The sequence below is a fragment of the Sinorhizobium saheli genome (genome assembly GCF_001651875.1).
Classification (GTDB): Bacteria; Pseudomonadota; Alphaproteobacteria; order Rhizobiales; family Rhizobiaceae; genus Sinorhizobium; species Sinorhizobium saheli.
Genome location: NZ_LNQB01000098.1, coordinates 12307 through 26215, shown reverse-complemented (window position 1 = coordinate 26215; position 13909 = coordinate 12307). Strand labels below are relative to the sequence as shown.

At 65.6% G+C, this 13909-nt stretch carries 15 protein-coding genes; 10 read left to right on the top strand and 5 right to left on the bottom strand.

Going from position 1 to position 13909, the window contains the following annotated elements; genetic code table 11:
- Nucleotides 1-3: 3 nt before the first annotated feature.
- The 5 genes from ATB98_RS24975 to ATB98_RS24955 are packed head-to-tail and all read left to right on the top strand — an operon-like array spanning nt 4 to nt 5062.
- Complete coding sequence (locus ATB98_RS24975; RefSeq protein ID WP_066878609.1) at nt 4-960, top strand: carbohydrate ABC transporter permease; 957 nt, start codon at nt 4-6, stop codon at nt 958-960.
- On the top strand, nt 953-1840 hold the full coding sequence (locus ATB98_RS24970) for a carbohydrate ABC transporter permease (protein ID WP_066878607.1): 888 nt from the start codon (nt 953-955) through the stop codon (nt 1838-1840). Before ATB98_RS24975 ends, ATB98_RS24970 begins: the two co-directional genes overlap by 8 nt.
- Nucleotides 1841-1863: 23 nt before the next feature.
- Nucleotides 1864-2880, top strand: a complete 1017-nt coding sequence (locus ATB98_RS24965; RefSeq protein WP_066878605.1) for a Gfo/Idh/MocA family protein — start codon at nt 1864-1866, stop codon at nt 2878-2880.
- Nucleotide 2881: 1 nt separating this feature from the next.
- A complete protein-coding gene (locus ATB98_RS24960) occupies nt 2882-3955 on the top strand; it encodes a Gfo/Idh/MocA family protein (protein WP_066878603.1) in 1074 nt (357 codons plus the stop codon).
- Between the two features lie 27 nt (nt 3956-3982).
- Complete coding sequence (locus ATB98_RS24955) at nt 3983-5062, top strand: ABC transporter ATP-binding protein (protein ID WP_066878601.1); 1080 nt, start codon at nt 3983-3985, stop codon at nt 5060-5062.
- Nucleotides 5063-5123: 61 nt separating this feature from the next.
- On the opposite strand, the gene ATB98_RS24950 is transcribed toward ATB98_RS24955, so the two are convergent.
- Entirely contained in the window at nt 5124-6011 is an 888-nt protein-coding gene (locus ATB98_RS24950) for an SMP-30/gluconolactonase/LRE family protein (protein ID WP_066878599.1), read from the bottom strand.
- Between the two features lie 161 nt (nt 6012-6172).
- On the opposite strand from ATB98_RS24950, the gene ATB98_RS24945 reads away from it, so the two are divergent.
- The gene (locus ATB98_RS24945; RefSeq protein WP_066878597.1) at nt 6173-7129 is read left to right on the top strand and encodes a dihydrodipicolinate synthase family protein; all 957 of its coding nucleotides are present in this window, start codon (nt 6173-6175) and stop codon (nt 7127-7129) included.
- A gap of 229 nt (nt 7130-7358) precedes the next feature.
- Here ATB98_RS24945 and ATB98_RS24940 read toward each other — a convergent pair whose 3' ends face one another.
- Nucleotides 7359-8081, bottom strand: a complete 723-nt coding sequence (locus tag ATB98_RS24940) for a FadR/GntR family transcriptional regulator (RefSeq protein WP_066878595.1) — start codon at nt 8079-8081, stop codon at nt 7359-7361.
- Between the two features lie 77 nt (nt 8082-8158).
- Here ATB98_RS24940 and araD point away from each other — a divergent pair, with 77 nt between their 5' ends.
- From araD to ATB98_RS24920, 4 genes are all read left to right on the top strand, one after another.
- Nucleotides 8159-9883 (top strand): L-arabinonate dehydratase, encoded by a 1725-nt coding sequence (araD, locus tag ATB98_RS24935; RefSeq protein WP_066878593.1) that lies wholly within the window; start codon nt 8159-8161, stop codon nt 9881-9883.
- Between the two features lie 224 nt (nt 9884-10107).
- Nucleotides 10108-10548, top strand: coding sequence for a DUF1801 domain-containing protein (locus ATB98_RS24930; protein ID WP_066878591.1), 441 nt, complete (start codon nt 10108-10110; stop codon nt 10546-10548).
- A complete protein-coding gene (locus ATB98_RS24925; protein ID WP_066878590.1) occupies nt 10541-10948 on the top strand; it encodes a DUF1801 domain-containing protein in 408 nt (135 codons plus the stop codon). Before ATB98_RS24930 ends, ATB98_RS24925 begins: the two co-directional genes overlap by 8 nt.
- A gap of 196 nt (nt 10949-11144) precedes the next feature.
- A complete protein-coding gene (locus ATB98_RS24920) occupies nt 11145-12236 on the top strand; it encodes a glycosyltransferase family 4 protein (RefSeq protein ID WP_066878588.1) in 1092 nt (363 codons plus the stop codon).
- A gap of 50 nt (nt 12237-12286) precedes the next feature.
- Here ATB98_RS24920 and ATB98_RS24915 read toward each other — a convergent pair whose 3' ends face one another.
- From ATB98_RS24915 to ATB98_RS24905, 3 genes are all read right to left on the bottom strand, one after another.
- Nucleotides 12287-12511, bottom strand: coding sequence for a hypothetical protein (locus ATB98_RS24915; protein ID WP_066878585.1), 225 nt, complete (start codon nt 12509-12511; stop codon nt 12287-12289).
- A gap of 171 nt (nt 12512-12682) precedes the next feature.
- Entirely contained in the window at nt 12683-13084 is a 402-nt protein-coding gene (locus ATB98_RS24910; RefSeq protein WP_066878583.1) for a hypothetical protein, read from the bottom strand.
- 324 nt (nt 13085-13408) lie between these two features.
- Nucleotides 13409-13903, bottom strand: coding sequence for a YciE/YciF ferroxidase family protein (locus ATB98_RS24905; RefSeq protein ID WP_066878581.1), 495 nt, complete (start codon nt 13901-13903; stop codon nt 13409-13411).
- Nucleotides 13904-13909 lie beyond the last annotated feature (6 nt).

Genomic DNA, 13909 nt, shown 5'->3' with positions numbered 1-13909 from the left:
GAGATGGCGGCCGTGCAGGATTCCGCTGTCGCGATCGGTGCGGGCGCGAGCGAGCGCCCCGCCGCACAGGGCCGCTGGGCCGGCCTCTGGACGAGGCACGGCGCCGGCTACATGTTCCTGTTGCCGTGGCTCGTCGGCTTCTTCGGCCTGACGCTCGGGCCTGCGGTCGCCTCCCTCTATCTCTCCTTCACCAGTTTCGACCTGATCCGCGCGCCGGAATGGGTCGGAACCGCCAATTACGTGCGCATCGCGACGGCCGACCCGAAATTCGCCGCCGCGATGCAGGTGACCTTCCTCTATGTCGTGCTCTCGGTACCGTTCAAGCTCAGCTTCGCGCTGCTCGTCGCGCTTCTGCTCGATCGCGGCGTCAAGGGCCTCACCTTCTATCGTGCCCTCTTCTACCTGCCCTCGCTGCTCGGCGGCAGCGTCGCGATCGCCGTGCTGTGGCGGCAGCTCTTTGCCGGCGACGGGCTGATCAACAGCCTGCTTGCGCAATTCGGCATCGAGGGGCCGAGCTGGATCTCGCATCCGAGCTATTCGATCTGGACGCTGGTGGTGCTCAGCGTCTGGCAATTCGGCTCGCCGATGATCATCTTCCTCGCCGGGCTCCGGCAGATCCCGACCGACATGTACGAGGCGGCGAGCCTCGACGGAGCGTCGAAGTTCCGCCAGTTCTACAAGATCACCCTGCCGCTGCTGACGCCGGTCATCTTCTTCAACGCGGTGGTGCAGACGATCGACGCCTTCAAGGCCTTCACCCCCGCCTTCATCATTTCCGGCGGCACCGGCGGGCCGATCAATTCGACGCTGTTCTACACGCTCTATCTCTACCAGGAGGCCTTCGGCAATTTCCGCATGGGCTATGCCTCGGCGCTCGCCTGGATCCTCGTGCTGATCATCGGCCTGTTCACCGCCTTCTCGTTCCTGACCTCTCGTTACTGGGTGCATTACGATGACTGACGTGACCATGAGCTCGGTAACCGCCCCGCCTTCGGCGCCCCCCGGCCGCCGCAGCCCGCTCGGATCGGTCCTCGTCCACGCCGCGCTGATCGCCGCATCGATCGCCATGGTCTATCCGCTCTTGTGGATGATCTCCGCATCGGTCAGGCCGGAGGACGAGATCTTCGCCTCGACGTCGCTCTGGCCCTCGGCGGTGGATTTCGCTTCCTATGCGCGCGGCTGGTTCGGGCTCGACGTCAGCTTCGGGCGGTTCTTCTGGAACTCGCTCGTCGTCTCGGTGCTGACGGTGATCGGCAATGTCGTCGCCTGTTCGCTCGCGGCCTATGCCTTCGCGCGGCTGCGCTTTGCCGGCCGGAATTTCTGGTTCGCGATCATGCTGGGGACGATGATGATCCCCTATCACGTGACGCTCATCCCGCAATATGTGCTCTTTCTCAACCTCGGCTGGGTCAACACCTTCCTGCCGCTGGTGGTGCCGAAGTTCCTGGCGAGCGACGCCTTCTTCATCTTCCTGATGGTGCAGTTCTTCCGCGGCATTCCGCGCGAGCTCGACGAGGCGGCGATGATGGACGGCTGCGGCCCCTGGCGCATCTACTGGAAGATCATGCTGCCGCTGTCGCTCCCGGTGCTCGCGACCGCCGCGATCTTCTCCTTCATCTGGACCTGGGACGATTTCTTCGGGCCGCTCATCTACTTGAACGACATGAACAGCTACACGATCCAGCTGGGCCTCAGGACCTTCGTCGACTCGAGCAGCACATCCGACTGGGGCGGCCTCTTCGCCATGTCGACGCTGTCGCTCGTGCCGGTGTTCTTCTTCTTCCTGTTCTTCCAGCGCCTGCTGATCGAAGGCATCGCAACCACCGGCATGAAGCGCTGACCGACGGAGCTCGAGAGATACCCATGGACGAATTGCGTTTTGCCGCCGTCGGCCTCAACCACAACCACATCTACGGCCAGGTGAATTGCCTGCTTCGAGCCGGCGGCCGCCTCGTCGGCTTCCACGAGAGGGACGACGCGCTGGCGGCGGAGTTCTCGGCCGCCTATCCGGACGCGCCGCGCCTCGGCACGCTCGATCAGATACTCGAGGACGAGCGCATCGGCCTCGTCGTCTCGGCCGCCGTCTCGGCCGAGCGGGCGGAGCTTGCGGTCCGGGCCATGCAGCACGGCAAGGACGTGCTTGTCGACAAGCCGGGCATGACGAGCCTCGAACAGCTCGCCAGCGTGCGCCGCGTCCAGGCCGAGACGGGGCGGATCTTCTCGATCCTCTATTCGGAACACTTCGAGAGCCCGGCAACGGTGAAGGCCGGCGCGCTCGTCGCCGCCGGCGCGATCGGCGAGGTCGTGCACCTCGTCGGCCTCGGCCCGCACCGGCTGCGCCGCGAGACGCGCCCCGGCTGGTTCTTCCGGCGGCAGGACTATGGCGGCATCCTCACCGACATCGCCTCGCACCAGTGCGAGCAGTTCCTGTTCTTCACCGGCGCCGAGGACGCGACGATTCTTTCGGCGAGCGTCGACAACCGCAGCGTTCCCGACGAGCCGGAACTGCAGGACACCGGCAACATCCAGCTTTCGACCGGGCGGGCCACCGGCACGATCCATGTGAACTGGCTCACCCCCGACGGCATGCCGACCTGGGGCGACGGCCGGCTCTTCATCGTCGGCACGACCGGCACGATCGAGGTGCGCAAGACCGTCGATCTCGCCGGGCGCGAGGGCGGCAACCACCTGTTCCTCGCCGATCGCCGCGGCGTCGAGCATATCGATTGCTCGGACGTCGAGCTGCCCTTCGGCCGCCAGCTCCTCGCCGACATCCGCGACAGGACCGAAACCGCGATGCCGCAAGAACGCTGCTTCAAGGCGATGGAGCTTGCGCTTCAAGCCCAGGCGATCGCCGAACGAAACCGGGAAAAGAACTGACATGAGCATCAAGACAGTCGCCGTCATCGGTTGCGGCATCGGACGATCGCATATCGTCGAGGGCTATCTGCCGCATCCGGACAGATACCGCGTCAAGGCCATCTGCGACCTCAACGAGGAGCGCCTGCAGGCGGTCGGCGACGAGTTCGGCATCGATCAGCGCACGACCTCGTTCCGGGAACTGCTGGCCGACGAGTCGATCGACATCATCGACATCTGCACGCCGCCCGGCCTGCACCTCGAGCAGGTGCTCGACGCGCTCGACGCCGGCAAGCATGTCGTCTGCGAGAAGCCGCTCACCGGTTCGCTCAAGGGCGTCGACCGGATCATCGAGGCGGAGAGGCACGCCAGGGGCGTGCTGATGCCGATCTTCCAGTATCGCTACGGCGACGGCATCGAGAAGGCGAAACGGATCATCGAGGCCGGCATTGCCGGCAAGCCCTATGTCGGCTCGGTCGAGACCTTCTGGCTGCGGACGGCGGAATACTATTCCGTCCCCTGGCGCGGCAAATGGGAAACCGAGCTCGGCGGCGTGCTGGTGACCCACGCGCTCCATTTGCACGACATGATGCTGCATCTGATGGGCCCGGTCGCGAAAGTCTTCGGGCGGGTGGCGACCCGGGTCAACGACATCGAGGTCGAGGATTGCGCCTCGGCGAGCCTGCTCATGCAGAACGGCGCCTTCGTGTCGCTCTCCTGCACGCTCGGCTCGCAGGAGCAGATCAGCCGGCTGCGCCTGCATTTCGAGAACGTCACCTTCGAAAGCAGCCACGGCGCCTATACGCCCGGCAAGGATCCATGGAAGATCATCGCCGCGGACGAGACCGTGCAGGCGCGGATCGACGAGGTCATCGGCAACTGGCAGCCTGTGGCGCCGCGTTTCACCACCCAGATGGCGCATTTCCACGATTTCCTGAGCGGAAAGGGCCCGCTGCCGGTGACGACCAAAGACGCGCGCCGGGCGCTCGAGCTCGTGACCGCCATCTATCAGTCCGCCGACAGCGGGCAGGAAATTGCGCTGCCGATCGGGCCGGAAAGCCCGAAATACGCCGATTGGCGCGCCAGGACAAAATAGGGCGAAGGCCGCAGGGAGGAAATGCAGATGGCGACCAGTGTCGTTCTTCAGAAGGTCGAGAAGCGCTACGGCGCGCTCGACGTCATCCACGGCATAGACCTGACGATCGATCCCGGCGAATTCGCCGTCTTCGTCGGTCCTTCCGGCTGCGGCAAGTCGACCCTGTTGCGCATGATCGCCGGGCTCGAGGAGATTTCCGGCGGCACGCTCTTACTCGACAACGACCGGATGAACGAGGTGGCGCCCGCCAGGCGCGGCATCGCCATGGTGTTCCAGTCCTATGCGCTCTACCCGCACATGTCGGTCTACAAGAACCTTGCCTTCGGCCTCGAGACCGCCGGATACAAGCGGGCCGAGATCGAGCCGAAGGTGCGCCGCGCCGCCGAGATCCTGCAGATCGAGAAGCTGTTGGACCGCAAGCCCAAGGCGCTTTCCGGCGGCCAGCGCCAGCGCGTGGCGATCGGCCGGGCGATCGTGCGCGAGCCGCGCATCTTCCTCTTCGACGAACCGCTCTCCAACCTCGATGCCGAGCTCCGGGTGCAGATGCGTGTCGAGATTTCGAGACTGCACCGCGACCTCGGCAACACGATGATCTACGTCACCCACGACCAGGTGGAGGCCATGACCATGGCCGACAAAATCGTCGTCCTGAATTCCGGCCGGATCGAGCAGGTGGGCGCGCCGCTCGATCTCTACAACAACCCCGTCAACCGCTTCGTCGCCGGCTTCATCGGCAGCCCGAAGATGAATTTCCTGAAGGCACGGATTGCCGGCGTGACGGAGGGTGAGACGGCGATCGAGGTCTGCGGCGGAACGATCCGCCTGCCCCGGCGCCTGGAGCGCGCACAGCCCGGCGACGAGGCCACCTTCGGTATCCGGCCGGAACATCTTTCCGCACACGAGGGCGGCATCGCGCTTGCCCCGATCAATGTCGAGATCGTCGAGAACCTAGGCGGCGAGACCATGCTCTACGGCATCACCCCGGATAGCCAGAACGTCACGGTGGCGCTCGAAGGCCAGCAGAAGGTCGAGCGCGGCACCAATCTCGCCGTCTATTTCGATCCGGCGCGCTGCCACGTTTTCGGCGCCGACGGCAAGGCGATGTAAGGCCCGGCTTACGAAAAAGGCGAGACCGTTTCGCTAGAGAATGCGCTCACGCCCGTCGGAATCAGAAGCGACGGTCGTCGAAGCGATGGACGGCGACACCGGCGACCGAGCTCGACGCCATGAAAATCCCGCCGGCGCGGCTTTCGGCGCCGGCATCCGCCGGGCGCAGCGACGTGACGACGAGGGTCTTCCGGTCCGGACCGGCAAAGCAGGGCATGGTGGGCGACGGCACCGGGAAGCGGTGCGCCTGAACGAGGCGGCCATCGGCCGAGAAGCGATTGAGCACGCCCGCCGAAACGCCGGCGCTCCAGTAGTTCCCCTCGATGTCGGTAGCCGCGCCGTCAGGCCTTCCGCCCGCCTCGTCGAGCACGGCCAGTCGCCGGCGCCCGGCGATCTCACCCGTCGAAGGGTCGAACTGCCAGCGATCGATCCAGGGGCCGCGTGAATCGGAATGGAAGAGCAGCGTGCCGTCGCCGTTCCAGGCGAGCCCATTGGAGCAGACGATCCCGCCGAGCTTGCGCTCCACGTCGCCAGCCGGCGACACCCGATAGAGCGAGGCGATCGGCCGCCGGTCGGCCGCAACGTCATGCATGGTGCCGACCCAGAAGGCGCCGTCCGGCCCAACCTTGCCGTCGTTGAGGCGCGTATCCCGCCGGTCCGCCTCGATCGAGGCGATCTCGGCGGCGATCGCGCCGCTGTCCGGATCGAACAGCACCACACGGTCGCGCTGCGCGAGCACCAGGCGCCCCGAGCGGGCAAGGCCGATGCTATAGGCGCCGTGGTCGAAGGTCCCTTCGACGTGGCCCGCGCCGGAAAGATCGGTACGGTGGATCGCGCCGCGGCCGAGATCGACGAAGAACAGGCAGTTCCGCCGCTCGTCATAGACCGGGCTCTCGGCGACGCTGCAGCGCAGGTCGAGCAAGCATTCAAATGTCAAGTCGAAAGACATGTCTCGTACCCTGATCTGGCGGCGCCGGTCCCGGACGCAGCCAGGCCTCCCGGTCGAGCGGCTGTTTTGAAGCACTTGTCGCTGACGATTTCTCTAGCATCGCTCTTGCCCTTGCTCAACTTGTAAATTAAAAATACAAGAAACCTGACAAGGAGCTTTCCATGAAGACGACTTCCGTGGACGTGGCCGACCTCGCCTCTTCCGTCCTTTCCGTTCCGCCATTGGCGCGCGCGGCGGATGGCACGCCGGACAAGACGGAAAACCGCAAGATGGTCGACTGGCTGCGTTCGGGCGGCGTCACCACCTATCTCTATGGCGGCAATGCCAATCTCTACAATTTCGGCGTCGCGGAATTCCCGGCGCTTCTCGACCTCCTCGAGGAGATCGCGCCCGGCGACGGCTGGATGATCCCCTCGATCGGCGCCGATTTCGGCAAGGCGATGGACCAGGCGGCGATTCTCCGCGACCGGGCCTTTCCGACGGCGATGGTGCTGCCGCTCGGCTTCCCGGCAACGCCGGAGGGCCTCGCCTCCGGCTTCGGCAAGCTGGCGGATACGGCCGGCAGACCGCTGATCGCCTATATCAAGAACGACGGCTTCCTCGATGCCGGGGATGTCGCGCGCCTCTTCCGCGACGGCGCGATTACGGCGCTGAAATACGCGGTGGTCCGTGCCGAGCCGAGGAACGATGCCTATCTTGCCGCGATCCTCGATGCCGTCGGTTCTGGCGAGCGGATCGTCAGCGGCATCGGCGAGCGCCCGGCGATCGACCATCTCGAAATGGGCCTCTCCGCCTTCACGTCCGGCTCGGTGTGCATCGCCCCGCATCTGTCGACGGCGATCCTCGAGGCCGTCCGGGGCGGCCGGCTTGCCGAGGCGCGGGCGATCCGCGAAAGCTTCCTGCCGCTCGAGGACCTGCGCGACGCCCACTCGCCGATCCGCGTCCTGCATGAGGCGGTGCGTCTGGCGGGCATCTGCGATACGGGGCCGATCGGCGCGTTCCTTTCCAATCTCGACGGCGCCGAAAGGCTCGACGCCATCGCCCGCGCCGCGCGCGAGCTGAAGGCCAGGGCCGAAGCCTCGGCCGCGGAAACACCGCGGCCGGCGGCGCGCGCCTGACAGGATAGCGGCGATGGTGTTCGACCCGACCCCCTCTGGCCTGCCGGCCATCTCCCCCACAAGGGGGGAGAAGAGATGCGGCGCGATATGCACCTCAACAGACGTCCTCCGCTTTGCGGAGGCGCTTCGGTCGGAGCCAGGAGCAGGCCGCACGCCCTCGCCCCCCTTGTGGGGGAGATGGCCGGCAGGCCAGAGGGGGTCTGGGTTGTCGACGGCAAGCGACGGCTGCCTACGCTTCGCCCTGCGAGCCGGTGATGCGGGCGCGGGACTCCGTCAGGTGGAAGCGCATGTAGAGACGCGCGAGATCCGGGTCCTGGCTGGAAATCGCGGTGAAAATCTTGCGATGCTCCTCGATCACGCGGCGGCGCCTTTCCTGCGAACCCTGCCGCGTGAGGCCGAGCGCCATGCGCATCGAACCGCGCATGATGTCGCGCAGGTCCTGCAGCAGGCGGGGGAAGAGCTCGTTTCCCGCGGCCCCGGCAACGGCGAGATGGAAGGCGAAGTCCTCCTCCCAGCCGGTCTCGCCGCGTTCGAAGGCGCCCTCGAGCGCGGCAAGCGCCTCGCCGATCTGATTGAGCTGCGCCTTGGTGCGCCGCATCGCCGCAAGCCGGGCGCATTCGGTCTCGAGCGCGAGCCGCGGCTCGAAGGCCCGGAGATAGCTCGCGATTTCCGCCGAGGCGGCAAAGTCCGTCAGCTTGTCGGAGGGACGCGACTTGACGAAGGTGCCGATCCCCTGGCGCGAGACCACGAGGCCGTCGGCCTGCAGCCGCATCAGCGCTTCGCGCACGACCGGCCGCGAGACCTGAAAGTCGCGGCAGATGTGGGCCTCGGACGGCAATTTCGCGCCTTCGACAAGTTGCCCGCTGGTGATCTGCTCGAGGATCTGGCCGTAGAGAACATCGGCAAGGCGTTCGCGCCGGGCCGGTTTGAGCTTCAACATCGCGTCGTTCAATAGCTTGGTCTCGCCTGTCATTTTTCTGAACAGGTGTAATTTAGCCGAGCCGAACGGGAATGCAAAGGAGGCCGCCGATGGCGAAACGCAAGAGTCCGGAAGACCTTAGAAGCTCGCGCTGGTTCGGCGCCAAGGACCTGCGCTCCTTCGGCCACCGCTCCCGCCTCTACCAGATGGGCTACGACCAGCAGGAGATCGCCGCCAAGCCCGTCATCGCGATCATCAACACCTGGAGCGACATCAATCCCTGCCACGCGCATCTGAGGGCCCGCGCCGACGAGGTAAAGCGCGGCGTCTGGCAGGCCGGCGGCTTCCCGGTCGAACTGCCGGCGATGTCGCTCGCCGAGACCTATGTGAAGCCGACGACGATGCTCTACCGCAACTTCCTGGCGATGGAGGTGGAGGAACTGATCCGTTCGCATCCGGTCGACGGCGTCGTGCTCTTGGCCGGCTGCGACAAGACCACGCCGGCGACGATCATGGGGGCGATCCAGGTCGACCTGCCGACGATCTTCGTGCCGGCCGGCCCGATGCTGCGCGGCAACTATCGCGGCCAGGCGCTCGGCTCCGGCTCGGATGTCTGGAAATACTGGGCGGAAAAGGAGGCGGGCCGCATCAGCGAGCTCGAATGGAACGAGATGGAGCGCGGCATCGCCCGCTCCTTCGGCACCTGCATGACCATGGGCACGGCCTCGACGATGACGGCGCTCGCCGATACGCTCGGCCTGTGTCTCCCCGGGGCCTCGGCCGTTCCGGCGGCGGATGCGGGCCATGCGCGCATGGCGGCGCTGTCGGGCGCACGCATCGTCGAGATGGTGTTCGAGGACCTGAAGCCCTCCGATCTCCTGACGGCGAAGGCCTTCGAGAATGCGCTCGCGGTGCACATGGCCATGGCCGGCTCGACCAATGCGATGATCCACCTGATCGCCATGGCGCGGCGATGCGGCGTCCGTCTCCGCCTCGATGATTTCGATCGCATGTCGGACAAGGTTCCGGTCCTCTGCAACATCCGCCCGACCGGGGCTTTCCTGATGGAGGATTTCTATTACGCCGGCGGGCTCGTCGCCCTTTGGAAACGGCTGCAGCCGCTTCTCCACCTCGAGGAACGAAACGTCATCGGCACCATCGGGCAAGCGATCCGCGAGGCGGAGGTCCACCTCCCCGACGTCATCCGGACGCTCGACAACCCGGTCGCCGCGCGCGGCGGCACGGCGATCCTCAAGGGCAACCTCGCGCCCGACGGCTGCGTGATGAAGCCGGCAGCGGCCGATCCGGCGCTGCTCACGCATCGCGGCCCCGCCCTCGTTTTCGACGACTACGACGCAATGATGAAAGCGGTCAACGACGAGACCCTCGACGTCACCGCCGACGCGGTGCTGATCCTGCGCAATGCCGGCCCGGTCGGCGGGCCGGGCATGCCGGAATGGGGCATGCTGCCGATCCCGAAAAAGCTGCTGAAGCAGGGCGTGCGCGACATGGTCAGGATTTCCGATGCCCGCATGAGCGGCACCAGCTACGGCGCCTGCATCCTGCACGTGGCGCCGGAGGCCTATGTCGGCGGTCCGCTGGCGGCGGTCAGGAACGGCGACATCATCGCGCTCGACGTTTCCAGCCGGACGATCACGCTGGAGGTCGATGAGGCGGAGATCGAACGCCGGCTTGCCGAGTGGCGGCCGCCGGCGCGCGACTATTCGCGCGGCTATCTGAAGCTCCATGCCGAGCATATCCAGCAGGCGCCGGAGGGCTGCGACTTCACCTTCCTGCAATCGCCCCACAGGCTGCCAGAGCCGGAAATCCATTGACATACCGCTTGTCTCCCTGGAGCATTCCTGCAGTCCGGTGGAAATCACCGGACGTCAAACGCGGCAAAACAAACACAGAGAGCGGTGCGCGAGCGCATGTGAGCGCATCTCGCTTGCCGGCGCCAGCGGCCGGCCGCAACGCCTTTCAACCACCGGTATTTTCGGCCATAAACAAGTCGATCGAACGGCCGGCCAGACATCCAAGCGGCGAGGAGCGAACGACCATGAAGAAAGCGACGGCAGCGGCGGCGAACGCGGAGAGCGGCGCGCAACGAGCGGAGACGTCTCCCTCCCGGCTGATAGATGCGCGAATCGAGGAACTGGGCGATTGGCGGGGCGAGACGCTCGCCCGCCTCAGGGCCCTCATCAAGGAGGCCGAGCCCGACGTGGTCGAGGAGTGGAAATGGCGAGGGGTGCCGGTCTGGTCGCGTGGCGGCATCATCTGCACCGGCGAGACCTACAAGAATGTCGTCAAGACGACCTTCGCCAAGGGCGCCGCGTTGGAGGACCCTTCCGGCCTCTTCAACTCCAGCCTCGAGGGCAACACCAGGCGCGCCATCGATTTCCGCGAGGGCGACGAGATCGACGGAGAGGCGTTCAAGGCGCTGGTGAGCGCCGCGGCGGCTCGGAACCTCACGACGAAGAAGGACAAGCCCCGTGGCTAAAGTGAAGCTCCTTGCGGGCGGCAATCCTCAGATCGCCAAGGGGGAGGGCGATGCGCCGGTGCAGGCCTATATTGCGGCCATGCCGGGCTGGAAAAGCGACGTCGGTCGCCGGATCGACGCGCTCATCGCGCAGACGGTTCCCGACGTGCGCAAGGCCGTCAAGTGGAACTCGCCCTTCTACGGCGTGGAGGGCCAGGGCTGGTTCCTCAACTTTCATTGCTTCACCAGATACATCAAGGTCGCCTTCTTCCGCGGCGCATCCTTGCAGCCTGTTCCTCCGGGCAAATCCAAGCATGAGGAGGTGCGCTACCTCGACATCCACGAAGGCGAGGAGCTTGACGAAGCGCAATTCACCGAATGGGTGAAGCAGGCAAGTCAATTGCCCGGCTGGCAGCCCTGACGCGCGCCGCGACCCTCTCGATCGAACGAACCGGCACGGGATGCGGGCGGAAAGCCGGCCGCATTCGCGGATCGCGCGCAAGCACGGCCCGGTCGGGAACAAGAGCGGCTCTCTGGCGATTGTGCAGGTGGAACTGTGCTTGCCCCTGGAAAACCCGGGCGCCGGTCTGACGTCACTCGATCCCAGGAGTCGAGCAATGAGAATTGCGCAAATCGCCCCGCTTGCAGAACGCGTCCCGCCGAAGCTTTACGGGGGAACGGAGCGGATCGTTTCCTGTCTCACGGAGGAACTCGTGAGGCTCGGTCACGACGTGACGCTGTTTGCCAGCGGCGACTCGCTCACCGCGGCCAAGCTGGTGCCCTGTTGCGACGTCGCATTGAGGCTCAACCCGGACGTGCGCGATTTCCTTCCCTATCATGCCGCGATGCTGGAGGAGGTCCGCTGCCGGGCACATCAGTTCGACGTCCTGCACTTCCACATCGAATTCCTGCACTTCCCGCTGATCCGTGACTTCGCCGAGCGGACGGTGACGACCCTTCATTGCCGCCTCGACCTCCCCGATATCTACCCTTTCTACCGGGCCTTCCCGGACATCCCCCTGGTCTCGATCTCGGAGAACCAGCGGCTGCCGATGCCGCCGGTCAACTGGCAGGGCACCGTCCATCACGGCCTCGACCCGGCAGGACTGCCCTTCAAGGAAGGCTCGCGCGGGGACTATCTCGCCTTCCTCGGCCGCATCTCGCCGGAGAAGGGGCCGGATCGGGCGATCGACATCGCCGCAAGGGTCGGCATGCCGCTGAAGATCGCCGCGAAGGTCGACGCCCAGGACCGCGACTATTGGGAGGCGGTCGTCAGGCCCATGGTGGAGAGCCATTCGAACGTCGAGTATATCGGCGAGATCGATGAAACCCAGAAGGTCGATTTCCTCGGCAATGCGGCGGCGCTTCTCTTCCCGATCAACTGGCCGGAGCCTTTCGGCCTCGTCATGATCGAGGCCATGGCCTGCGGCACCCCCGTGCTCGCCTTCCGCTACGGCTCGGCGCCGGAAGTGGTCGAGCACGGCCGCTCGGGAGCCCTGGTCGACACGGTCGAACAGGCCGTCGAGGCCCTGGAGATGGTGCTGAAGCTCGATCGCCGGCAAGTGCGCGAGAGCTTCGAGAGGCGCTTCACGGCAGAGCGCATGACGCGCGACTATCTGGACATCTACGAGAATCTCACGGGTGTCCAGACTGGGACCGCCCCGGCGCGCCGCGCCGGAGGAGAGAGCATCGGCCTCGAAGTTGCATGAAAGGAAAGCCGAAGCGAAGCTGGCGCTGGCTCAACCGGTCCAAGGCAGGGTCAGCGTACCGGCGGCACCGGCGTGATCGGCCGCTCCTGCTCATCCGGATCGATGGGCGGAATGGTCTCCGGCTCGGGAACTGGCTCGTTTGGCGGTACCTCGCCGGTATGATCTCGCGCGAGCTCTGGCTCTGGCACAGGCGGTTCTTCTTCGCGCCTCGTTTGCCGCCGCGTCGTCCAGGCCGCCGTCAGTTCGGCAAGCAGGCTTCTTACGAGTTCCTTCATCGAGGGCGTCCTCCTTTCAAGCGAAGATCGGCTGTCGAGACGGGGCGGTCACGATCTTCAACGCATTTTTCGCCCGGCGCGGGCTCAAAACGGATGGAATCGTCACCGGCAGCGAGAGAAGACGGGTCTTGCTCGCGAACTCACCCCTCTGATCGCGGGGCCAACGCGGCCTCACTTGGTGCCGATGAGATCCTTGATGTCCGCCAGCTTCTTCATGCAGCCCTGCTCATCGCCGGCTGCGGCCATCTTACGCGCTTCCGCCAGGAGCTCCGCTGGCTGGTTGGCGCTGTCGGCGGGCCGTGTCCCGGTTACCTGCTCCTGATGGGGGGTCGTCGTTTCGGTCTGGGTACCGGTCGATCCGGTTATTTCAGCTCCGGTGCTCTTCTTCTGTTTGCCGCCCATGACCTCTTCCTGGTGCTCGGTCACGGGCACCCCGGCCTTGCTGCCGCCGGCGCCCGTCTCCGCGGAGACCACGGCCTGCTCGACATTGGCGAGTTCCTGGCTGCAGTCCGCAAAGGCCGGCGCGGCCAGCAGAAGCGGAAGGGCGGTGGCTGCTATGAGACGTGTCAACATCTTCTTCTTGGCTCCCTGTCGACACAGCGCCGCGCGTCTTATTCAGACGCGCAAGGGGCGCTGTAACACTCTTGAATTGCTGCATGCCTTGTCCTTCGATCGGGATCGATCGAGACATGCGGTGGGGACGCAAAGCATCCATTGCACTGTGGGGCAAACTCGGCTCCCCGCGAAGTGTTCCCTGCATATCCGCCGGGCGCTCCGCCGGACTGCGGAGCATCGTCGGGACGCCGTTGGATCCGCTCTATCAGGGCCCGACGAAAAGGGGCGGCCGCATGAGCCGCGGCCGCCCCCTTACTTCTGTCTCCTGCGATCCTGCCGTGCTCAGGCCGCCTTTGCCTTGGGATTGGCGGCGGAGATCGCGAGCTTCGACAAAGCCTTGTCCGTCGCTCCCTCTTCCTGCAGCGTGGCGTCGAGCAGAGGCACCACGTCCTTGAGGCCGAGCTGGGTAGCCCAGGTCTTCAAGGTGCCATAGCGCGCAATCTCGTAATGTTCGACCGCTTGCGCCGCGGAGATCAGCCCGGCGTCCAGGGCAGGCGAGCCCTTGAAGTCTTCGGCGATCTCCTCGCCCTCGGCGATGATGCCCTGAATCGCTTCACAGGTTTTTCCCTGGGCGCGTTTTCCGATGAGTTCGAAGACCTGCTGCAGCCGCTCCACATGCGTCTCGGTCTGTTCCTTGTGCTTCTCGAAAGCAGCCTTGCATTCGGCGCCCTGCGCCGCCCTCGCCATCTTCGGCAATGCCTTCAGAATCTGGCGTTCGGCATAGAAGATGTCCTTGAGGTTCTCGTAGAAAAGCATTTCGAGGTTCTTCTCTGGCATGTTTCT